This is a genomic window from Marinobacter sp. MBR-105, from assembly GCF_053628895.1.
On the sequence record NZ_JBRJHG010000006.1, the window covers coordinates 201,172 to 224,945 of the forward strand.

The 23,774-nt window shown below is 58.1% G+C and carries 15 protein-coding genes; 6 read left to right on the forward strand and 9 right to left on the reverse strand.

The features are described from left to right. Window positions 1-69: 69 nt before the first annotated feature. Entirely contained in the window at window positions 70-1,677 is a 1,608-nt protein-coding gene (locus ACSSVV_RS09445) for a Na/Pi cotransporter family protein (RefSeq protein WP_454106140.1), read from the forward strand. On the opposite strand, the gene ACSSVV_RS09450 is transcribed toward ACSSVV_RS09445, so the two are convergent. From ACSSVV_RS09450 to ACSSVV_RS09480, 7 genes are all read right to left on the reverse strand, one after another. Continuing rightward, window positions 1,659-3,938 (reverse strand): diguanylate cyclase domain-containing protein, encoded by a 2,280-nt coding sequence (locus ACSSVV_RS09450; RefSeq protein ID WP_454106141.1) that lies wholly within the window; start codon window positions 3,936-3,938, stop codon window positions 1,659-1,661. The genes ACSSVV_RS09445 and ACSSVV_RS09450 overlap by 19 nt on opposite strands. Then, window positions 3,935-4,891 (reverse strand): ABC transporter substrate-binding protein, encoded by a 957-nt coding sequence (locus ACSSVV_RS09455; protein WP_454106142.1) that lies wholly within the window; start codon window positions 4,889-4,891, stop codon window positions 3,935-3,937. The genes ACSSVV_RS09450 and ACSSVV_RS09455 overlap by 4 nt, the downstream gene beginning before the upstream one ends. A 108-nt stretch (window positions 4,892-4,999) precedes the next feature. After that, complete coding sequence (locus tag ACSSVV_RS09460) at window positions 5,000-5,908, reverse strand: lysine exporter LysO family protein (RefSeq protein WP_011787073.1); 909 nt, start codon at window positions 5,906-5,908, stop codon at window positions 5,000-5,002. Between the two features lie 61 nt (window positions 5,909-5,969). After that, a complete protein-coding gene (locus tag ACSSVV_RS09465; protein ID WP_011787074.1) occupies window positions 5,970-6,290 on the reverse strand; it encodes a DUF2288 domain-containing protein in 321 nt (106 codons plus the stop codon). 69 nt (window positions 6,291-6,359) lie between these two features. Further along, window positions 6,360-6,752 (reverse strand): response regulator, encoded by a 393-nt coding sequence (locus tag ACSSVV_RS09470; RefSeq protein ID WP_114435218.1) that lies wholly within the window; start codon window positions 6,750-6,752, stop codon window positions 6,360-6,362. Further along, window positions 6,749-7,888, reverse strand: a complete 1,140-nt coding sequence (locus tag ACSSVV_RS09475) for a response regulator (protein WP_454106143.1) — start codon at window positions 7,886-7,888, stop codon at window positions 6,749-6,751. The genes ACSSVV_RS09470 and ACSSVV_RS09475 overlap by 4 nt, the downstream gene beginning before the upstream one ends. A 24-nt stretch (window positions 7,889-7,912) precedes the next feature. After that, on the reverse strand, window positions 7,913-9,598 hold the full coding sequence (locus ACSSVV_RS09480; RefSeq protein ID WP_454106144.1) for a diguanylate cyclase: 1,686 nt from the start codon (window positions 9,596-9,598) through the stop codon (window positions 7,913-7,915). A 161-nt stretch (window positions 9,599-9,759) separates the two neighbouring features. On the opposite strand from ACSSVV_RS09480, the gene ACSSVV_RS09485 reads away from it, so the two are divergent. The 3 genes from ACSSVV_RS09485 to ACSSVV_RS09495 are packed head-to-tail and all read left to right on the forward strand — an operon-like array spanning window position 9,760 to window position 15,445. Continuing rightward, complete coding sequence (locus tag ACSSVV_RS09485; RefSeq protein ID WP_454106145.1) at window positions 9,760-11,484, forward strand: ATP-binding protein; 1,725 nt, start codon at window positions 9,760-9,762, stop codon at window positions 11,482-11,484. Further along, window positions 11,471-13,516, forward strand: coding sequence for a GAF domain-containing protein (locus ACSSVV_RS09490; RefSeq protein ID WP_454106146.1), 2,046 nt, complete (start codon window positions 11,471-11,473; stop codon window positions 13,514-13,516). Before ACSSVV_RS09485 ends, ACSSVV_RS09490 begins: the two co-directional genes overlap by 14 nt. A 12-nt stretch (window positions 13,517-13,528) precedes the next feature. Beyond that, on the forward strand, window positions 13,529-15,445 hold the full coding sequence (locus ACSSVV_RS09495; protein WP_454106147.1) for an ATP-binding protein: 1,917 nt from the start codon (window positions 13,529-13,531) through the stop codon (window positions 15,443-15,445). Here ACSSVV_RS09495 and acnA read toward each other — a convergent pair. Further along, window positions 15,442-18,204, reverse strand: coding sequence for an aconitate hydratase AcnA (acnA, locus tag ACSSVV_RS09500; protein ID WP_454106148.1), 2,763 nt, complete (start codon window positions 18,202-18,204; stop codon window positions 15,442-15,444). The genes ACSSVV_RS09495 and acnA overlap by 4 nt on opposite strands. Window positions 18,205-18,419: 215 nt before the next feature. On the opposite strand from acnA, the gene ACSSVV_RS09505 reads away from it, so the two are divergent. Next, window positions 18,420-21,320, forward strand: a complete 2,901-nt coding sequence (locus ACSSVV_RS09505) for an MHYT domain-containing protein (RefSeq protein WP_113879091.1) — start codon at window positions 18,420-18,422, stop codon at window positions 21,318-21,320. After that, window positions 21,314-22,306 carry a response regulator gene (locus ACSSVV_RS09510; protein WP_454106149.1) on the forward strand — a complete coding sequence of 331 codons (993 nt, stop codon included), beginning with the start codon at window positions 21,314-21,316 and terminating at the stop codon, window positions 22,304-22,306. Before ACSSVV_RS09505 ends, ACSSVV_RS09510 begins: the two co-directional genes overlap by 7 nt. On the opposite strand, the gene ACSSVV_RS09515 is transcribed toward ACSSVV_RS09510, so the two are convergent. Beyond that, complete coding sequence (locus tag ACSSVV_RS09515; RefSeq protein ID WP_023012118.1) at window positions 22,303-23,661, reverse strand: methyl-accepting chemotaxis protein; 1,359 nt, start codon at window positions 23,659-23,661, stop codon at window positions 22,303-22,305. The two genes, ACSSVV_RS09510 and ACSSVV_RS09515, sit on opposite strands and share 4 nt — an antisense overlap. Between the last annotated feature and the right edge of the window lie 113 nt (window positions 23,662-23,774).

Sequence of the window (23,774 nt, forward strand, 5' to 3'; positions counted from 1 at the left end):
CACTCTGAAAGCTACCCGGGCTCTGCTAGGCTTGTGTTAAAGCCCCATCCATAAAAAAGATAACCCATCATGCTGTCATCGGTTTTCCAGGTTCTGGGCGGTCTGGCCCTGTTTCTCCTGGCCATGGAGATGATGACCAATGGTCTGAAAAACGCCGCCGGCCATCATCTGCGCCATATGTTGGGGCACTGGACCAGAACGCCTCTGCGGGCACTATTCGCCGGCTTTGTTATTACCGGTATCGTGCAGCATTCCGGGGCGGTGACCGTGGCAACCATTGGGTTTGTGAATGCCGGCCTGATGACTCTGGCCCAGTCCCTGGGCGTTGTTTTCGGTTCCAACATCGGTACCACCATGACCGGCTGGCTGGTCAGCCTGATTGGCTTCGGCTTCAAGATCGAAGCCATGGCGCTGCCACTGCTGGCCGCCGGGGTGGGCTTCAAACTGGTCAGCCGCAACCCGAGAAACCAGTTTCTGGGGGAAGCTCTGGCAGGCTTTGCCTTGTTTTTCCTGGGGTTGTCGATTCTCAAAACCGCGCTCGAGTCGTCGGCTCTCGGCTTCCAGAACGGCCACCTGATCAACGCCGATTATGGCCTGCCGGCCTTCATGCTGATTGGCCTGCTGGCCACGGTTCTTACCCAGTCCTCCAGCGCAGCCCTGGCCATCGTACTCACCGCTGCAGCTGGCGGCCTGATCCCGCTCGAGAATGCCGCCGCGGCCGTGATTGGTGCCAATCTGGGCTCAACCTCGACCGCCGCACTGTCGGCCCTGAAAGCCACGGCAAACGCCCGCCGGCTGGCCACCGGCCATATCCTGTTCAACCTGGTCACCGGCGTCATCGCCCTGCTGGTGCTGCCGGCCATGCTCTGGCTGGTGAATACCCTGACCAACCTGTTGGATCTGGAAGCCAACCCGGCGGTTTCGCTGGCCTTATTCCATACGTTGTTCAACGTTCTGGGTGCCGCCATCATGCTGCCCTTCACCCAACCGTTTGCCCGTTTTCTCGGCCGGCTGTTTCGCAGCAAGGAAGAGGACAACGCCGAACCCCGCTATCTCGATGACACTCTGGTGACGACACCGGAACTGGCCATCGGCGCCGTAGATCAGGAGATGAAGCGGTTGATTGGTCACAGTCGGGGTTTGCTGCGGGTATGCCTGGACCGGGAAAGCCTGGAGGAATCCGATGTGCGCCCGAAGGCCGATGCCGTGCGAAACCTGAACCTGGCCATCACCGACTACATCGGGCGCCTGAGAGCCGAGAAAATGCATCCGTCGGTGGTAGATGCCCTGACGCTGAGCATTCGCACCTGTCGTTACCTGGCTGAAGCCACCGAGCTGACCCTGCATCTGGTTCGACTTCGGGCGCTGGCCCGGCGCACGGATTTCGAGACGCTGGAGTCGGTTTTCAACCGCTATTTTGAGGTTATTCGGGCGCTGGTGGCCTCAGAAACGCCCGTACCGGAGCAGCTACAGGAAGCCGAAACCGTCTACCATCAGCTGAAAGCAGCCACCCTGCAGAAGATGATCCGGCGGGAATTCAGTTCCAGCCTGGGGGCTCAGGTTCTGGATGAGCTCAGCGCCGTGCGCCGGCTCACCGATCAGTGGAGCAAGGCGCTGTATTGGCAGGACGGCGTGGGGCTACTCAACCAAAGCCATGATCAGGCATCGGCATCCTGAAAACAGTAATAGCGGTTCTTGCCTTCACGCTTGGCCCGATACATGGCCTGGTCAGCCTGGCGAAGCAGCTGATCTCCGTCTATTTCCTCGCCTTGAGGGTACAGGGTGTACCCCATACTCGCAGACACTTCAACGCTGTGATTGGCCACCCAGACCGGTTCGGCAATGACCGTTAGCAAACGCGAGAGCAGTATATCCAGAGTAACCGCGTCCGGGACATTGACGATGATGGCGGCAAACTCATCGCCGCCCAATCGTGCCAGACTGTCCTCCTCCCGGAGGGTGGCACGCATGCGCCGGGCCACTTCCACCAGCAAGCCATCACCGGCATCGTGACCAAAGGCATCATTCACCGGTTTGAACTGGTCCAGATCGATGTAGACAACCGCCAACCGGTAATTCTGCCGACGGGCCTGGGCCATGGACTGGTGCAGACGATCCGAGAACAGTACCCGGTTCGGTAAATTGGTCAGGGCGTCGTAGTGGGCCATGATCCGAAGCTGCTTCTCAATCTCTTTCTGCCTTGTGATGTCACTGAAGACACCCACAAAGTGAGACAGGTCGCCCTGCTCGTCCAGCACACTGCTCAGACTCAGGTTCAAGACAATGGCCTGGCCGTCCTGGTGCCGGGCTGCAAACTCTCCGCTCCACACTCCATGCCTGCTGGCGGCCACCAGTATGGCACTGCCCTCATCTACCGGCATGGGCGGCAGGCTGCCAATGGCAGACTTGTGATCCCGCCCGGTGATCTGGGTGTAGGCCTCGTTGATGTCCATCACCACGCCGTGGGCATCGGTGATAAAAATCGCTTCCCGGGCATTCTTGAACACCCTTAACGCCAATCGCTGCTGCTCCTCGGCCTGCTTTCTGCGCGTGATGTCATGCCAGGAACAGAGTACCGAAGGGATGTCGCTGCCGTGTTCATAAACCGGGGCCAGGGTCATGGCCACCCACACCCGCTCTCCGTTCGAACGCACAAACAGCCATTCCGTCTGGGACACTTCTCCGGCCGTCACCCGGGTAAAGAGCGCCTCGGATTTCTGTGACGACGGAGCTCCATCCGGCTGGCTATGGGGTGAGAAGGCCGCCAGGGACTTGCCCAACAACGAAGCTTCGGAGGTATAGCCAACCAGATCCACGGCCGCCCGGTTGCAGTCCACCAGTTCACCATTGCGAATCATCAGCATCGGCTGGGGCCAACTGGCAATCAGTGTACGCAGCCTGCGCTCTTCAGAGGCCAGCTGCTTTTTCTTGCGGCCGAGCCAGAGACTGGTAATCACCAGCAGTACAAACAGCACAGCAACGGTAATCACCCAGTTACGGTATTGGTGGAGTACGTCGACCCAGGTTACCCTCGGCACCTGATCGTACGGCGGCATCCGCAGGCTTCGGGTCAGCATTTCGACCGACTGGTAATCTGCAGGCGGCGAAAACCCGGCCAGACCGGCCGCCTGCGCCGCCGCATGCTCTGGCTCCAGAGCAAACAGGGCGGAAGCAACCCGGCGTACCGTCCTGCTGTCGACATGGGGCAGAGAAACCAGAGGCCACTCCGGGTACAGCCGGGTGGACAGAACAAACGGATAGCCTCGAAGCTGCTGCGGATTGATGATTTTCAGCTCATCTGCAAGGTTCGGGTTCTCGCTCAGCAGTTCTTCATAGATGCCGGTGCGGATGAATCCGACATCGGTATCGCCCGCCAGCACCGAGCGGATCACCCGGTCGTGATTACCCAGAAACACCATCCGGTTATGGCGCCGAACATCCACGTCCACGCTGGCCAATTCCAGCGCCTGGGCCTGATAGCCACCCAGATAGGTCAGCCCTGGCGTGGCAATACTCTTTTTCTCCAGATCCTGCAGGCGGTTGATATCGTCCCGTTCAGCACGGGTAATGATCACGCCACCAATACTGCCCGTGGTTTTGCCCTGCCAGCTACGGCGCAGGGTTGCGAGGGCTCCGGTCAGACTGCGTTCACTGCGAATAACCAGAAAATGGCTGGGATTGGTGAGGAAGAAATCGATCTGGTTGGCCGCCAGGGCACGGTTCATATCATCCTGATTGAAAACCTTCAGGTTCACTGCCATGCCGGTTTCCAGGGTCAGGTAGTCGGCCAGCGGCTGATAACGTTCGTTGATCACGTTATCAGGCCGGTAGCCAAAAATGCCGAGCGTGACCGAGTCGCTGGCTGCCAACTGCGCCGGTACATTGGCAGCAACCACCAACAGCCAAACCAGGCAGCGGTATATCACCCCCTTCATCATGGCAAGCTCCGAGGCAGGAAAGCCGGCTCGGTCAGATGCTCATAGTGCAGGGGCGCATCTATCAGCCCCTCACGAACCATAATACTTGCCAGCGTCTTCGCCACCACTTCCAGCCGGCCATTGTGGGTAAGGTAGCGATGGTTGGCAGACAGTTCCGGTAACATCACCGTCGCCAGAGACTGACGCACCATCTCCGGAGATACCTGCTGGCGCGTAGCAACACGATAGAGCGCATCGTGCGTGTTACGCACCAGATGCTGCAGGCCCAGAAAATGGCCTTTCACCAGATCCCGTACCGAGGCTGGCTGCCGACTGGCCGCAGCATCAGTGACCACCAGAAGATCGAAGATGGTTTCCGGCAGCTGGCTGCTGTCGAAAAGACGCACCGCGCCCTCGTCCTCCAGCCGGGAGGCCTCCGGTTCGTAGCTGATGGAAGCGTCGATATCACCACGCTGCCAGGCCCCGATATGTTCGTGGACCGGTAAATCCACGACCGATATGTTGTTACTGGTCAAGCCCGCGCGCTCAAGCACAGAAAACAACATGATGCCGGACACGCCACCGAGCTCCACCGCGACCCGGCGGCCCTGCAAATCCGAGAGGCTGGTAATTGCAGGCCGCACCAGAAGCACGTCCGCGCCCACGGAAACGTTAGTGACGGCAACGGCCTTTACGGGCACCCCGGCGGCAAGAACCCTGAGGGTTTCATCCAGAGTCAGGGCTGCGGCGTCCAGATTGCCGGAGACCAGTCCGCTGATGGAATCACTGGCCGCCTGGCCTTTCACCAACTGCACTGTCTCCGGCAGCCAGCCGAATTCTTCTGCCAGGTACAGGGGTTCGTAACCAATCCAGGGGTGGATGCCGGTTCTCAGAGGATCTCGCCGGGAGCAACCACTCATTCCCGCAGCAACAGCGGCAGCTATCGTCAGGTGCAGAAAGTGACGGCGGTGCATCCAGAAGCTCCGGGACAGAGGTGGGTAGTCTTTGCATACTAATCCGTAGCCACTATAACCGTAAATCTGACCAAAGCATTGCACCGGGTCAAATTGAGCAAAATCAACCTATCCCAGCGACAGAAAAACCCCCATCAGCACCGGCGAAAGGAAGGACAGCAGAAAGCCGGAGGCAATGGCCACCGGCACACAGGCCAGACCACCACTACTACGGATGACCGGCAGTGTGAAATCCATGGCGGTGGCTCCGCCGTAGCCGATGGCCATGGCTGGCCGGGCATGGATCACCAGCGGAATCAGGGCCAGAGCAATAATTTCCCGCAGCACATCGTTCAGGAAAGCGACACCGCCCCAGGCGGGTCCCAAGGCATCACCAATGACAATGCCTGAGAGTGAATACCAGCCAAACCCGGAGGCCAGGGCCAAAGACTGATGCCAAGGGATATCCAGTACCGGCACCAGAGCCAGCCCCGCCACCAGGGAGCTAACCACCAGGGCCAGTGCAATCCCCAGCCCCTGGCGGTTCATCAGCAGTTTGCGCAATGACAGGCCGGCATTGCGTAACTGAAGCCCTATAAGGAACAGCAACAACATCAGCGCCCAGGTGGCCACATCGTCCACCATCGGCAGATCCGGGAACAGGAAATACCCGAGCAGAGCACCGACAAGCACGGACAAAAGCGGTTTGAGGCCTGCCAGAAACAGGCGGCCATAACCGGGCCTGGAACCGGTTTCAGCCGCCTCCGTGTGCATGGGCTGCCAACGGTGAAACAGCCACAGGCCCGCCATGTTCGCCACCAGCAAGACCAGCACCAGCCCCGCTACCTGGGCAGCCATGGTACCCAGTTGGCCCAATAGCCCGTCCATCTGTCCCAGCCCCAATCCCAGCAGGGCCAGAATGAAATACACCAGGGCCTCCACCGAATAGTGAATCACGGTCATCAACTGACGATTGGAGAGGGCAATGGCAAAGCCCAGAAATAACGGGGCCAGGATCAGGAGCGCACCGGTCAGCATGAAAACCTCGAACGAATACAGGGATAAAGAGCAGGACAGCTAGGGAGAAAACCGGGGACGTTCAGTGAAGACGCTCACCAGAACGGTCCTGTACCAGCACCCAGGGGGCAATGACGACTGCCCAGAGTTCCGCATTGCGGTCGTACCAGGCGCGCGCGAGGTCAGGCGCCACCTCGCCCACCTGCCCACCGGACATCCAGTGCTCAAACTGGGCTTTGTTGTCCGCCGCCAACTGGGCCGCCACATTCAGCAGGTCCAGCTCTGGCGCCACTCGCACCACCTGGCCCCGGGCATAATAGGTTTGCAGCTCATGCCAGTGAATGCGGGAGGTCTCCAGGTTGAGTTTGGCCTTGATTTCTTCCGGCGACTGGGGGGATGACATGACAACCTCGGTGATCAGTTCATTTGCGGGGCGCCAGACTACCCTAAAACCGATGACGACGCACCCGGTTCAACGCTCCGGGTGGTCGGCCACCAGACGCCGGATATCATCGGCCAGAGTCATGGGATCAAAGGGTTTCGGAATGACACCGATAGCGCCCAGCGATCGGTATTCTTCAATTTCCGAGGGCTGCAAACGAGCGGTCATAAAGATAACCGGAATATTCAGCCCCTCCGGGCGCTGCTGCAGGGCTTTCAGAGTCTGAGGCCCATCCATACCCGGCATCATCACATCCAGTAAAACCAGATCCGGTCCAAATTCCTCAATGCGCGATAAGGCTTCCTGACCAGAGGCACACAGGCAGACGTCGAAGCCGCCCACATCCACCAGTGCCAGCTCAGCCACACTGCGAATGTCCTCATCATCTTCAACGTAAAGCACGCGATCAACTTGTTGGCTCACGAGGACTTTAACTCCTCTGATTGTGTCTCATCCAGGCCCAGCCGTCGCAGTAAACGCTGGCATTCTTCGCCGGCTTTCGCCCCCGCCGCTTCCAGAGAGGCCGCCCGCATCAGCAGCCGGTCTTCACGGGTACAGTCAGAACCAAGCGAATGTACTGCCCCAATCAATTCCCTCAAACCAAGTGGCAGATGCCAATGAATTTTCAGGCGATTACCAAACGGTGCCGACCATTCCCGGAACAGCGCTTCAAACGCGGCCTCCTCCACCTCGCCACCCAGCGCTACGTATTCGTCCAGCACTTTGACCAGGGCCATCTCACCAAGGCGACTGAGCAGACCAGCCTGCTGGAACAGCATCGGCTGCTTTTTGAGCCTCAGCGCCAGAGTCTGTGCAGAGGTCGCAACAGTGATCGCCTGCTCGTAAAACGTGTCAGCCCGTGCACGCAATGGCAGATGCTGGATGTTTCTGGAAACATCCAGTGACAATGCCAACGCCTGGTTCAACGCCATCGTAACCCCGATCGAACTGATCGCGTCCCGGACTGTATCCAGAGGCTCCCCCGTGCGGCGAAACGACGTACTGTTGGCGACATCCAGCAAACGTAATGTCAACGCTGGCTGATCCCGCCACCGTTCCGCAAGCTGCGAAGCGGAAAGCTCGTCCTGGCGTCGGTATAAATCCAGAATCTCGGCGGCATCCAGATCAGACGGCAACTGCGTGATGTTCTCCAGCGCATCGGCCAGATAGCTCGAAATCGCGGGCAACCGGGCAGGGGTATCAGAGAGAAGCTCCGTGAGTCTTTGATGCAGGACACGAACGTCCAGAGGCTTGGTAATATAGCCATTGATGCCGTAATGGGCGGCCTTCAATACGGAGTCCCGATCGGCCCGGGCCGAGACGATCACAACGGGCATGGTCGCATTAGCCGAACGCACCCTGCGAACCAGTTCCAGCCCCGAGCCATCTGGCAGGTTCCAGTCCGCAATAATCAGATCAAAATCGTCATCGTCAACATATCGGAAGGCCTCAGAAAGCCGGCTCGCCACCGTCACCCGCATGCCCGGACGGAGCCCCGCCACTACGGTCTCCAGCAGTTCCGAAAAGAGATCATCGTCTTCAAGCACCAATGCTTTCAAGGCATTCTCCGCAGCGTGATTAACCTACGCGTTATCTGTATACAACGTAACGCCATTGCGGCCGTTTCGTTTCCGCTCATAGAGTGCCTTGTCAGCAGCTTCGATGATTTGATCACCGGCAGAAAAATCATTGATTTTTGCGACCCCTGCACTGAACGTCACGTGGAACACCTCTTCTTCACTGGAAAACTCCAGTTCAGAAAAACTCTCAAGAATACCGGACATCAGTCGCAGGGCTGCTGACGGCTCACAATGCGGCAGTACCACAAGAAATTCTTCACCACCGTAGCGACCGATGGCATCGGATTCCCTCAGCCGGTTGCGCAAAAGATTGGCCAGAGTCCGGATGACGACATCACCCTGTGCATGCCCCCAGGTGTCATTCACCTGCTTGAAATGATCAATGTCGAGCAGTACCGCAACAGAGCTGTAATCGCCCCGGGTGCAACGCTGGCGCTCCCTTTCTACTTCCTGTTTGATCACAGAGTGTTTCAGCAGTCGCGTCAGACTATCGCGGTTCATCAGCTCAGACAGCTGCCGAGCCCGATGACACCGCATCTGCACCGCACGAATCAGGTAGTCTTCCGAAATCGGCTTTACCAGGAACTCATCGGCACCGCCCGACAGTGCACGAAGCTGGCGCTCCGGATCATCTTCGGAAGACAAGTAAACAATCGGCAGGCTCAACCAGCGGGCATGGAAGCGGATCATCCGAGCCAGAATGACGCCAGAATGCGCGCCAAGCTCGATATCCATCAGCAACAACTCAGGCTCGAACGCATAGAGTTCTGACAGCAGCGTCAAAGGGTCCGATACGGCATGAGCCTCAATACCGGCAGACTTGAGCACCAGGCAATAGTGCTCGGCCAGTTCCCGGTCGTCGTCGACGATCATCACGCGGCCTTTGGTGCCGGCGGCCAGTTCCTGAACCAGGGTTTCCAGCCGCTCCACCAGCTCGGGCAAATCCACCGGCGCCGACATGAACGCACGTGCCCCGTGCTGGGCAACGTGATAGCGACGATCGAAGTTTTCAGCCTGTCCGATGCAAACAACCGGCACCGGTGGCTGATAGGCGCCGCGGGGGTGGGCCTCCAACCAACGAGCCACACCTTCAATACTGGCATCGCTGCAGAGCACGGCTGCTGCGTTACAGGGGTCAGCGCTCGAAGCTAGCAGCACGCCTTCCCGGCTCTCTATCGTCTCAACGGAAAACCCGTATTTCTGCAATTCATCCGGCAAAGACGCCAATTGATCCGTGGCGTCAAGAACCACGATCAGCCGAACCTGCATGCCATGGGAGACCAGCTCTTCATCGGCTTGCGCCGATCGCTCCCGCTCCGTGGACAACGGGTTATCCAGATCGGCGATGCCAATCAGGAGTTCAAGCTGGTCGGCGACATTTTCATCAACGGGAAGACAATCGAACTGGGCGTCGGATTCCTCCGCCAAAGCTTCTTGCTCCCGCTTGAGACGTTTTTCGAGCTCTCGCGCAAATTCTCCAAGGGAGGGGAAACCAAACGTGCCCGCAGATCCCGCCAACTTATGCAACCTTTGACTACAGTCGCTGAGGGTCAGCTCATCCACCCGGCCCTCTCGAATCAGGGTCGCGAACCCCGAAAGGTAGGTCAACTCGCCCCTTAAACGCTCGATAAAACGCAGTTTCAGAACGTTCAGGCGATCACTGATGTCGTCTTGCCGTTGGTTATCCAAAAAAACTCCCCGAATCCTGGTTTTTCCGACTCTGGAAATACTCTAAGCTCTATGTAAGCACGTTTTTCCGCTCTCGACCACGCCACTAAGGATTACCGTTGAGATCCCCATCGTTAGGTATACGCGTTACCCTGATTACGATCTCCAGCAGTATTGCGACCATGGCAGCCGTGTTGTTTTTTGCCTACAACGGGCTGGTAAGGGATTTCGAGAACGTTCTGACCCAAAGGCAGCTGCTGGAAACCGACTCGGCTGCGCGCATTGTGGACCAACAGCTTCAGATTCGCCTGGAGGCACTGAAGGCCTTCTCGGCTTTTCTCACGGACGGCGACAACCTGCGCCCTCTGCCTGAGTTGAAAGAGCTTCTCGGGCGCCAGCCCAGTCTTGAACGCTATTTCGAAGGCGGCCTGCTCATTTTTGATGACAAGGGTGTCGCCATTGCAGAGAACCGTTTTGTGCCCAGACGAATCGGCACTGACTACTCAGACCGCCCGCATTTCCGGGAAGCCCTGACTAGCCGGCAAGCGGTGATCAGCCGCCCCATTATCGGCCGCACCACCGGATTGCCACTGCTATCTTTTCTGGCTCCCATTGTCAGTGACGACGGCGATCTGCTGGGCTTGGCGGGCGGCAGCATCAATCTGGCTGAATCCGGCATCATTCCCGACTCCTTGAGTGAAAAAAGCAACGCCATCTTCAAGGTGCTCGATACCGGGCACTTCACACAGGTGGATTCGCTGACCCCAGGGGCTCCGATGCCTGAGCTACCGCCACCCGGCGAGAACCTGATTATCGACGCAGCGCTGTCTGGCGTCACATCGGGGGTAGTGACCGACAAATCCGGTAAACGCTGGATTTATGCGACCCGTCATCTGGAGCGTGTCGGCTGGTTGTTTCTGCGCGCCGAGCCCTATGAAGGCGTGACTGGCCCGGCCAGGGCCTCATTTGAAAACTTTCTGCTGCTCAGCGTACTGGCTGCACTGATTCTGGCCACAGCAGCCTGGCTACTCGGGCGCACTGCCACCCGGCCCCTGGAACACATGTCCACACGGATAAGAGCCATGGTGGATGGCGCATCGGATACCCGCCGCTTGAAGCCCAAGGGCCCGCCGGAAACCCGCAATCTCGCGCTGGCCTTCAACCGGCTGATGGAGGAACGGGAAGCTCTGGACCAGATGAAAGACCAGTTTGTGGCCACCGTGAGTCATGAATTGAGAACGCCTCTGACCTCAATCAACGGTTCTTTGAAACTGCTGGACCGGGAGGCGGCCGGCGAGCTTCCGGAAAAGGCCAGGAAAATGGTGGAAGTAGCGCTGCGCAACGGCGAACAACTGCAGCTGCTGATTTCAGATCTGCTGGATTTCAATAAAGCCATCGCCGGAAAAATGATGTTGCAGATTGGCACAATCCAGGTCAGTGAAGCCCTGGAGCAGGCCATTGAAGGCAATCGCTCAATGGCCACCCATTATGGTATCTCTTTGTGCGCAGTCCCGGCCGCTGAACCCTTGGTGGTCCGAGCCGACCCCCAGCGACTCCGACAGATACTGGACAACTTTATCAGCAACGCCATCAAGTTCTCTCCCACTGGCGCCGCCGTTCAGCTGTCCGCCCGAGCGGTTAATCAGAACACCATCCGATTCATCGTTTCGGACCACGGCCCGGGGGTAGATGAGCAGTTTATCCCACATCTGTTCGAGCGGTTTGCACAAGCCAACCCATCCTCAAAACAGGCACAGTCCGGCACTGGCCTGGGGCTGGCCATTTGCCGTGAGCTGGCCCATCTGATGCACGGCCAAGTGGGCTACTATTACCAGCAAGGGGCCCATTTCTGGCTCGACATCCCCCGCCAGGAGACCTCAAGGGAGCCTGATCATGAAGTCACCTGAGTACCCACCCGAAGAACCACAGCGGCTCTCCGCCCTGGAGGCGACAAAGCTGCTCGACACCCCCCCGGAGGAGCGCTTCGATCGGGTAACAAGGCTTGCCGCCGAAGCGTTCGATGTGCCCATTGCGTTGGTGTCACTGGTCGACCGGGAACGCCAGTGGTTCAAGTCCTGCTATGGCCTGGGAGTCCGGGAAACCGGTCGTGACATTTCGTTCTGCGGCCATGCCATCCTGAAATCCGAAGCCTTCGTGGTTTCCGATGCCCTCGCCGATGAGCGGTTCTCCGACAACCCCCTGGTCACGGGAGAACCCCACATCCGTTTCTATGCGGGCGCACCGCTGGAAGACCGCTCCGGCTTTCGCATTGGCACCCTGTGCATTATCGACAAAAAACCTCGGGACTTTTCGAACCGGGACGAGAAAACGCTCAGAGACCTGGCCGATATCATCGAACGCGAACTCCAGTTTCAGGAGCTGGGCAACTACTACAGTGAGCGCACCCGGGCACTGAATGCACTGAACGAAATCGTTCTGGAAGTGAAAGGCAACCTTGATACCGCCATTCCGCTGGCGCTCAAAAAGGCCAACCATTTCCTCGGAACAGAGACGGCCATTGTCAGCGAAATCAATGGTGGCGCCTACACCGTTCTCTGGCACCATGCGCGCCGAAACGAGGCACTTGAGAACGGACTCACCTTGCCCGTTGAGCAAACCTACTGCTCCATTCTTCTCGAGCGGGGTGACGTACTCGCCATCAACCACATGGGGCGCTCGCGATTTCAGGACCACCCCTGCTACGCCGAGTTTGGTCTGGAAAGCTACCTGGCCGCGCCAATCTGGATAGATGACACACTGTTCGGAACCCTGAACTTTTCATCCTCCATACCGCGCAAACCACCGTTTACCGAAACGGAAAAGATGTTTGTAAACCTGCTGGCCCGCTGGGTTGCCGATGCCATTCACCAGTCCCGGCAGGCCGAGATCCTGGAAAAACTCGTCAGCAACGCGCCGGGAATGCTCTACCAGTACCGCCTCTGGCCGGACGGCCATAGCACCTTTCCCTACACCAGCCAAGGTATCCAGCAGATCTACAACATCAGCGCCGAAGCTGCGGCAAAAGATGCCAGCCCGGTCTTCGGCGTCATTCACCCGGAAGACCTTCCACAGGTTGCGAAGAGCATTCAAGAGTCCGCAGACAACTTGAGCCGTTGGCACCAGCGTTATCGGATTCAGTGGCAAGGCCAGAACTGGCACTGGGTCGAGGGGCAGGCCAACCCCGAAAAACTGCCGGATGGCAGCATTCTCTGGCACGGCTATATCGTAGACATCAACGAGCGATACGAAGCCGAGCAGATGAAGAATCAGTTCATCTCCACCGTCAGCCACGAATTGCGTACTCCCCTCACTTCGATTTCCGGATCCCTGGGGCTGATTTTGGGCGGCGTTACGGGAAACATCGACGAGAAAAGCCGTCACATGCTCTCCATCGCAAAGCGCAACGCCGACCACCTGAAGCTGCTGATAGACGATCTCCTGGATATCGAAAAACTGATTGCGGGCAACATGCCCATCGCGTCTGAGGAACAGGACATTGGAACGTGCGTAACCACAGCCATTGAAGAAATCCAGCCCTTCGCCAAACAGCGTCAGGTGCGCATCACTCTGCGGGACGGTTCACCGGGGCTCACGGCGCTGTTTGACAGCATCCGGCTGAAACAGGCTCTCACCAACCTTTTGTCCAACGCCGTCAAATTCTCACACGAGCACGGCGAAGTCCTCGTCGATATTGAATCGTCAGAATCGGCGGTCCGCATCTCGGTGAAAGACCAGGGGATCGGCGTACCTGAGAGCTTCCGATCCAGGATCTTTCAGAAGTTCGCGCAGGCAGATGGCTCTGTTACCCGCGGACAAGGCGGGACCGGCCTTGGACTGGCAATCACCAGAGAAATCATGACGAAGATGGGTGGCAGTGTCGGGTTCAACTCGGCCGAGCGGCAGGGTTCCACCTTTTGGCTGGAGTTACCCTTAACATGAGCTTGCATTGACATGAGCACACAAAAACAAGAACAAGCTTTTTTCGGCCTGGTCTGGCTTGCTCGATTGACGGTTTGCCTGCTGACGGTCGGGCTCGCGCTGGCGATCGACTCAACCGCAACGGAACGACACCGGGCTGATGTGCGGGCGAAATGGCAAGAGAAGGTAGATGATCTGGGGCTGCGTCTGCGCGCCACCATTCTGCAAAACACACAAACAGTGTGGGGGCTCGCTGCAAACGTTGCGGTCCAACCAGATATCGGTGAAGAGCGATTTCAGCGGCTGGCTTCCGTCATCTTCAAACTGGCACCAGAACTGCTGAATATCGGTTTGGCCCCCGGATTTGTCATAAAACACATCTACCCTCTGGATGGAAATGAGGCTGCCCTCGGGCTCGACCTTCAGGCTCAGAGCTTGTCAAGAGATCAAATGGCCCTGCTACTGGAAAGCCGGCGAGCAGTCTTCAGCGGCCCTATTAATCTGGTACAGGGAGGCCAGGGCCTGGCCGCGCGTATTCCCATTTTCGAGAACGACACGGGACGGGTTTGGGGGGTTATCTCCGCCATTCTGGATCTGAATCGACTTTACACCGCGATTGGGCTGGACAGCCTCCCTCCCGAGGTGGTCTTTGCGCTCTCAACGACAGGCTCCGGCAACATAGATGAAGGCTTGTTTTTCGGTGAGCCCGATGCAGCCTGGCAAGCGCCCGTGTCAACAACCATGGCCATGCCGGGATTTTCCTGGAAGCTCTACGCTCAGCCAGCGGATGGATGGCCGGATCATCCGGACTCTCCGTGGCTGCTGCGTAGTCTGCTCGGCCTGGTCACTCTGATCATCATTGCCGGCACACTCTGGATAACGACACTCATCCTCCGTGATCGCCAGATGCAACTCCGATTCTGGGGCCTGTTTGAACTCGCCCCGTTCGGCATCGCCCTCTATGACGCGATCTCTGGGGAGTTGCTACAGGCCAACCCGGGCTTCACCCGAATACTGGACTCGAAAGCCAAGAACATCGGGTATTTCGACGATGTGCGCAGCCTTTCCGGCGATCAACAACGCAGCGAACCTTCAATATCCAACCGCCTGGCAAGCCAGGTTCGCTTCACCGGAGTTGAAGGCTTCTTCCCAATGGCAGATGGGACTCTCCAGCCGCTCATGCTCCACGGTTTGCGCCTGGACCTTCAGGGAAAAGAATCCGTTATCTGGATCATCGTCGAGGACATCTCCCAACGAAAAGAGGCGGAACGATTAAAGAGCGAGTTTATCTCGACCGTCAGTCATGAACTCAGAACCCCCCTCACCTCCATTTCCGGGGCGCTGTCGCTGTTAACGACCAATGCTGTCGGAGAGCTTTCAGGAAAAGCACAACAATTGCTGAAGATCGCCCAAAGAAACAGCGATCAGCTGGGTTTTCTGATCAATGACCTGCTGGACATCGAGAAACTGATTGCGGGCAAGATGGATTTCAATGTGGTCGAATTTCCTGTGTCTGAGGCGATCACCGAAAGCCTGGAAAACATCCAGAACTACGCCACCGAAAAAAACATCACTCTCAACGCACAAGAACTTTCAACAACCACGGTTAAGGCGGACAAACAAAGGCTGGCACAGGCACTCAACAACATCCTGTCAAACGCGATCAAGTTCTCACCGGTCAACGGCCAGATTCGTATCTGGACAAAACCGCATGGCCAAGGGCTCCGAATCTACGTGCAGGACGAGGGACCTGGCATCGCTCCGGAATTCAGAGAGCGCATGTTCCAGAAATTCGCCCAGGCCGACAGTTCGGACAGACGGAGCAAAGGTGGCACCGGCCTTGGCCTGGCCATCACCAAAGAGCTGATGGCCAGGATGGAGGGCGACGTCGACTTCACGTCAGAAGCTGGCCAGGGAGCCACCTTCTGGCTGGAAGTCCCGGCCGCCTAGGCGTTTTTCAGCATCTCCCGCACCACGTAATGCAGGATACCACCATGCTGGAAATACACTGCCTCGTTGGCAGTATCAATCCGTGACTTCAGCTCGCAGGTTTCGGTAGAGCCATCCTTGTATTTCACCGTCATGGTCAGGGTCTGGCCCGGCTTGATCTCGCCAGACAGTCCCTGAATGCTGATCGTTTCCTCCCCGGTGAGTTTCAGGCTCTTGCGATCAGTCCCCTCCGGGAATTGCAGCGGCATCACGCCCATGCCAATCAGGTTGGAGCGATGGATGCGCTCATAGGATTCCGCTACCACGGCTTTTACGCCCAGCAACCGGGTGCCCTTGGCGGCCCAATCCCGACTGGAGCCGGTGCCGTATTCCTTGCCGGCAATCACAACCAGCGGCGTGCCCTGCTCCTGGTATTTCATGGCGGCATCGTAGATGGCCATTTGTTCCCCGGTGGGCACAAATTTGGTGAAGCCGCCTTCCACGCCGTCGAGCATTTCATTGCGTATGCGCACGTTGGCAAAGGTGCCGCGCATCATCACCTCGTGGTTGCCCCGGCGGGAGCCGTAGGAGTTGAAGTCTTTTGGGTCTACCCCATGTTCCTGCAGGTATTTGCCCGCCGGGGTATCCGGCTTGAAGGAACCGGCCGGTGAGATATGGTCGGTGGTCACCGAATCCCCCAACAGGGCCAGGATGTTGGCATCCTTTATGTCATCAATGGCCTCGGGCTGTTCACCCATGCCTTCGAAGAAGGGCGGATGCTGGATGTAGGTGGATTTGTCACTCCACTCATATACCTTGCTTTCCGGCACCTTGATGGATTTCCAGATGTCATCACCCTCGAAGACCTCGCCGTATTCCTTGCGGAACATGTCGGTTTTGACCTTCTCGACCGCTTCCGCGATCTCGGCCTGGCTTGGCCACAGGTCTTTCAGGTACACCGGATTGCCGTCTTTGTCGGTACCCAGCGGGTCCCTGGTCAGATCCAGCCGCACGTTGCCCGCCAGGGCATAGGCCACCACCAGTGGCGGTGACGCCAACCAGTTGGTTTTCACCAGCGGGTGCACCCGGCCTTCGAAGTTGCGGTTACCAGACAACACCGAGGCGACGGTCAGATCCCCATCGGTAATGGCTTTCTCGACTTCATCCGGCAGCGGGCCGGAGTTACCGATGCAGGTGGTGCAGCCATATCCCACCAGGTTGAAACCCAGCTGGTCCAGGTCGTCCTGCAGGCCGGCCACTTTGAGGTAGTCGGTGACCACCTTGGAGCCCGGCGCCAGCGAGGTTTTCACCCAGGGCTTGGTTTTCAACCCCTTCGCCACAGCCTTTTTGGCAATCAGGCCAGCCGCCATCATCACGCTGGGGTTGGATGTATTGGTACAGGAGGTAATCGCCGCAATCACCACCGCGCCCGGGTCCAGCCGGGTAGATTCACCATTCATGTGAAGTGGCTGGCTGGCGGGGTGTTCGAAATAGGCGCTCTGAGCACCGACCGCGGTTCCACCCCCTTCCGATTCCAGCTTGGCCTCACGGCTTTCTGCCGGGCCTTCCGAAGTTTCCATCAGCAATTCAAACGACGCTTTCATGTTGGTGAGGGCGACCCGGTCCTGGGGCCGCTTCGGGCCGGCAAGGCTGGCTTCCACTTCACCCATGTCCAGCTCCAGGGTGTCGGTGTATACCGGCTCATGACCGGGTTCCCGCCACAATCCCTGGGCTTTGGCGTAGTTTTCAACCAGTTCCAGCAGTGCTTCATCCCGCCCGGTCAGGCGCATGTAGTTGATGGTTTGTTCATCCACCGGGAAGAAACCACAGGTAGCACCGTATTCCGGCGCCATATTGGCAATGGTGGCACGGTCGGCCACGGGCATGTCTTTCAGACCGTCCCCATAGAACTCCACAAACTTGCCCACCACGCCTTTCTTGCGCAGCATTTCCGTGACGGTCAGCACCAGGTCGGTCGCCGTGATGCCCTCCCTCAGCTTGCCGGTGATCTTGAAACCGATCACCTCCGGAATCAGCATGGAGACCGGCTGGCCGAGCATGGCGGCTTCCGCTTCGATACCGCCCACGCCCCAGCCGAGTATGCCCAGACCGTTGATCATGGTGGTGTGGGAATCGGTGCCCACCAGCGTGTCCGGGTAGGCGATGGTTTTACCGTCCACCTCCTTCTGCCACACCGTTTTGCCCAGATATTCCAGATTCACCTGATGGCAGATGCCGGTGCCCGGCGGCACCACCCGGAAGTTGTCAAAGGCCTGCTGGCCCCAACGCAGGAACTCGTAACGCTCCTGGTTGCGCTCCATCTCTATGGCGACGTTTTCCTTGAAGGCAGACGGGTTACCATATTTGTCCACCATCACCGAGTGGTCGATCACCAGATCCACCGGCGATAACGGGTTGATCAGGGCGGGATCTTTACCAGCGTTCTTCACGGCCTCGCGCATGGCCGCCAGGTCCACTACCCCGGGCACCCCGGTGAAATCCTGCATCAGAACCCGGGCCGGACGGAACTGGATTTCGGTATCCGAGCCCCGGTCTTTCAACCATTGCACCATGGAATCAATGTGGGAGCGGTCGACCGTCGTATCATCTTCGTTGCGCAGCAGGTTCTCCATCAACACTTTCAACGAGAACGGCAGGCGGTTGAGGTCGCCCAGGGTGTCCGCTGCCTTGGGCAAACTGTAGTAGTGGTAGGTCTGGCCACCCGCGCTCAGGGTGGAGAGGGTATTCAGGCTGTCTTTACTCAGGGATGAACTCGACATGCGATGCCTCCTCTTCGGAAATCTCCTTTAACTATTGCATCGAATGGCGAGAGTTCAACTGCAGTCCCGTGAATGTTCCGCATTACCCCGGTGAATACTGTCAGTATCATCCGTGACCTGGCGTATACAAGTTACACAAAAAGACGATACTTAAGCCAATCCCGTACTGATACCGTACATACCTCAAATCTCTTCAGCTTTTACAGGAATCTCGCTTGCTGGCGCTTGATCACTTCTTTGTTCTGAATCCAGAGACCGACAAGCTGGTGTCAGGCCAATACGACTATGGCCTGGTGGTGTTGTCGTTGCTGATTGCTATAGGCGCCTCCTACATGGGGCTAACCCTGGCTGCCGCTGCGCGCCGCAGCAACACCCTTTACATGCAGCGCCTGCACCTGTTCAGCGGTTCTGCCTCTCTGGGCTTTGGCATCTGGTCCATGCATTTTATCGGCATGCTGGCCTTTGAAATGCCCACCCATGTGCACTATCACCCCTGGATTACCGCGCTTTCCGCCGCTCCGAGCCTGTTTGCCTCCTGGGTAGCGCTCAGCCTCCTGGCCCGGCACGACCTGACCGGGCAGCGACTGATCGGTGGTGGCGTGGTGGTCGGGGCCGGCATCGGTGCCATGCACTATCTGGGCATGGCCGCTATGGAGATCGGGCCGGCACTTCGCTACGACCCAACGTTATTCGCACTGTCGATTGTGGTGGCGGTGATGCTAGGCACCCTGGCGCTGTGGATCAGCTTCGGACTGCGCCACAGAACGCGCCTGCGCGGGTACAAGCGCCGTTTACTCGCCGGTACCGTGATGGGGCTGGCCATCGCCGGCATGCATTACACTGCGATGGAAGCCGCCCGGTTTATCGGCCAGCCCGCCCCGGATTTTCTGCCCGGGAGCAACAGCCACACCATTCTGGCACTGACCATTGCATTCGTAACGGTAACGCTCAGCCTGCTCGCCTCCGGGGTCAACGCGGTAGCCCGTTATCGCGCCCTGATGAGGCGCAGTCAGGAAACCGCCAGCGAACTGCGCACCATTGTCGATGCCGCCGTAGATGGCATTATCAAAATTTCCGATCGGGGCATTGTGCTCTCCTTTAACGAATCCGCTGAACGCATCTTCGGTTACCGCGCTGATGAAGTCGTGGGCAAGAATATCAACATGCTGATGCCCAACCCTCATCGGGACGCCCACGACGGTTATCTGAAAAACTACCTGCGTACCGGGAAACGCAAAATCATCGGTTCCGGCCGGGAAGTCTGGGCTTTGCATAAAGACGGCCACCAGATTCCGGTTCGGCTGGGCATTGGTGAATCCCGGCTGGGTGGTATCAGTACTTTCGTAGGCTTCATCACTGACATTTCCGAACGCCATCGAATGGAAACCGATCTGCGCCGGGCGAAAGAGGAAGCTGAGCAGGCTGCCGCCGCCAAAAGTGCGTTTCTGGCCAACATGAGCCATGAAATCCGCACCCCGATGAACGCCATTATCGGCTTCACCGACCTGGTACTGGACACACCGCTGGATGAAACCCAGGCACGGCATCTTGGCGTGGCGAAAACCTCGGCCCGGTCTCTGCTTAACCTGCTCAACGATATACTGGACACCGCCAAACTGGACGGTGGTCATACCGAACTCGAACTGCACGATTTTAACCTGCGCCGCCTCTGTGACCAGGTGATTGCCACGCAATCCCTGAATGCCGCGCGCAAAGGGCTGTATCTGACACTGGATTACCAGGCCGGAGAATACTACCAGGGCGATCCCTTGCGCATTCAGCAAGTGGTGCTGAATCTGTTAAGCAATGCCGTAAAATTCACCCAGACAGGCGGCGTCACCCTGAAGGTGCAGGAGCCCTCTGTGCACAAGGTCGTTATCCGGGTTGAGGATACCGGCATTGGCATTTCTGCCGATCGCATCGACAGGATTTTCGAACCGTTTACCCAAGCCGATTCCAGCATGACCCGTCGCTTTGGTGGCACTGGCCTGGGCACGACCATTGCCCGACAACTGGTGGAACTGATGGGTGGCACCATCAGCGTGACCAGCAGCCCGGGTGAGGGCTCGGTTTTCCAGGTAGAACTGCCCCTGCCTACCGGCCTGGCCGTGGACGAGGATACGCTGGCAGACCAGGAAGTCGCTCTTCCCCCTTTGCGCATTCTGGTTGCTGATGACGTGCCACAAAATCTCGAACTGCTGAAAACCCTGCTGCTTCACCGCAAACATGAGGTCACCACGGCCGGGAACGGACAAGAAGCGATAGACCTCTATCGTAACCAGGTTTTCGATCTGATTCTGATGGATGTGCAAATGCCCGGAATAAACGGCCACGAAGCCACCCGGGCGATACGTCGACATGAAGCAGCCGCCCAGCGACGATACACGCCCGTAATTGCTCTTACCGCCAGCGTGCTGGAAGACGATCGGAGGCAGGCTTCCGAGGCAGGGATGGACGGCTTCGCCATCAAACCACTCAATCTGCCGGAACTCACTGCCGAGATGGCCAGAGTCCTGGGCATAGAGGCTTCGGCACCGAGCAATGCAGGTCATGATGTCGACGACAGTACGATAGATACCGTCACGCTCAGGCAGCTCTGGCCGGACGCCCAAAAACACCTACGGGCGGCAGGACGTCTGTTGCAAGCGCCAGAGAATCAACCCGAAGCAATCCGGCTCTGCCCCGATAACCCGACAGCCGAAGCCCACCGGGTTCGCGGCATTGCCGGTAATCTGGGTTTCCGGCGTTTAGCGGCAACGCTGGCAAACCTGGAGACCCGGCTGAAATCGGAAAAACCGGTGCCGGAGGCCCTGTGGCAGGAGCTCCAGAACGATTTTGATCGGGCACGCCAGTGGCTGACCGAACAAGCAGCGGACTCTGAAACGCGCCCCGCAAGCTGGACTGAACCGGATGCCATAGACCCGAAAACGCTGGCACAAGTGATCGAACGCCTGAGCCAGGGCGAAATTCCGGAACGCGCTATCGACCAGCTGAAGCCAGGACTGCCCACGGAGATCGCCGATGCGATGAACGAGGCTCTCGACGACTTCGAACCAGAGAAAGCGGCCAAAATTCTGATCACTTTTCGCGATACCCTGGAGGCCTCGCAATGCTGACCGACACCAAGACCCTGCTGCTGGTGGACGACGAGCCAGCCAACCTTCAGGTGCTGCGCAACGTACTTTCCGACCACTACCGGCTACTGTTCGCCAAAGATGGTGAACGGGCGCTGGAACTGGCACGCAGCGAGAAACCGGATCTTGTTCTGCTGGATGTGATGATGCCGGGAATGTCCGGTTACGAGGTGTGCAAAACCCTGAAGGCCGGCCAGGATACCCGCGCTATCCCGGTGATCTTCGTCACCGCATTGTCTGATGCCGATGACGAGGCCCGGGGCTTTGAGCTGGGTGCTGTGGACTACCTTACGAAACCCGTGAATGCGGCAATTGTCCGGGCCAGGGTGAAAAACCATCTGTCGCTGGTGCGTATGGACGAGCTGATAGAGACCCGGCTGGCCGTCGTTCAGCGACTGGGGCGCGCGGCGGAATACAAGGACAACGAAACCGGCCTGCACGTTATCCGCATGAGCCATTTCTCGCGGTTGATCGCGCTGGAGGCCGGCCTCGGCGAAGCCTGGTCCGACACTCTGCTCAATGCCGCCCCGATGCACGATATCGGCAAGATCGGCATTCCGGACGCCATTCTCCAGAAACCTGGCAAGCTGGAGCCGGATGAGTGGCTCATCATGCAACGCCACGCGGAAATCGGGGCGGAGATCATCGGTGAAGACGGCTCAGATCTGCTCAACATGGCGCGGGAAGTGGCACAGAACCACCACGAGAAATGGGATGGCAGCGGCTATCCTCAAGGCCTGAAAGGCGCCGCTATTCCCATTTCTGCGCGGATTGTGGCCCTGGCCGATGTCTTCGACGCTCTCACCAGCGAGCGCCCTTACAAGAAGGCCTGGCCCGTAGAACAAGCAACGGATCTGATTCGTGAGCAAAGCGGCAAGCATTTCGACCCGGAACTGGTCGAGGCCTTCTTTCGCTGCCTCCCGGCCATACTTGACGTGCGCCAGCGTTGGCAGGAGGGGGCTGCCTAACAGCCCAGATCGCCACGCTTCAGAACTTCTTCAATCATGTCATCCAACAGGTCAATGACTTCGCCTGAGGAAGACTTGAGCGTGGCTACCAACTCCCGGGAGAGTTCAGAATAGCGATCAGAACTGATCCTCTTCTGATGAAATTCCTGGGCCGTTTTATAAAGCTCACGGCCTGCTTTATGCACTTGTGGGTGAACCACCTTAATCAGCCGGTCAGCACTGCGGAGCTGGTGCATGGGCTGAGCCTTGTCGCTGGCCAGGAAATGGCCCAGCCGGCACTGGGTGTGATCCTTCACTTCCGCCTCAGTGATCGAGTTTTCATTGAATACGGCAAAGCGGATGAGCTTGTCCACCCAGACCACATGATCACGCTTGGCACTGGCCAGCACGAGACAGGGAGTGGTTAACCGGATCTGGCTGAAGATGCGGTCGGTGTCGTCCCGAAGTGGGCGAATCGCCTGCATCAAATCCCGGAAAATACTGGCCAAAGCATCGGAATCTTCAGAGTTGGAACTGACCTGACGCGCCATATCCGCGGCCACCTGACTCTGCTCCTCGGCCGCAGCGGCAATGGAGGTTGCCTGGTCGTAGTTGATGTTCGAGGACTCCCGGGACTGATGTATCACCTCCGCCACCCGCTCCCGGCTTTCCCCCGAGGCCTGCACAGCACGTACGGAATTTCCCAACCGGGACTGGACCGATTCAGAGCCGGAGATGATCTGCGAGACAATCCCGTTGATTTCCTGCGCCGCCCCCGCACTTCGGGCAGCTAATTGCCGCACCTCGTCCGCAACCACCGCAAAGCCCCTGCCCGCCTCACCGGCACGGGCGGCCTCAATCGCCGCATTAAGGGCGAGCAGGTTTGTCTGGTCGGATATTTCATTCACGGTGTTGGTAAGCGATTCAATACTCCGGGTTTGCTCCGCCAGCGAACGCATTTCCTCGTTGGCCTGGGTCAGGGCGATATCCACCTCGGCCAGACGCGCCTCCATATCCTCCAGCGCGGAAATGGATTCCCTGGTGTACTCATTTACCCGGGAGGCTTGCTCCAGTACATCCTGGCCCAGGCCACCCACTTCCGACGCACTGGCCGACATTTCCTCAATGGCGGCGGACAACGTCTGAATATTGGCGACAAGGTTATGAATGCGGTCGTCAAACTCCAGAGCGCCCTGGCCCAGATCAGAAATATGGCGGGAGACATCCACCGCCCCGTTGGCCACTGAAAGCTCCTCGGAACGCACCGACGACAAATACTCTGCCAGTGGCACCAGCCAGTCCGGACAACGTGTGGGCACCCCGTTATCAAGTAAAGATTGAATCTGTTGTTTTGCTCGTTTTTCAGACAGGAACATAGCTCTTACTCACGCAGATCCGGCAGTCGGAATTATTGGACTTGTTTGAACTTGATAACTGTCAATATTAACGGCAGATGCGCCAGATCCTGCAGAACCCAGATCAATTTTTC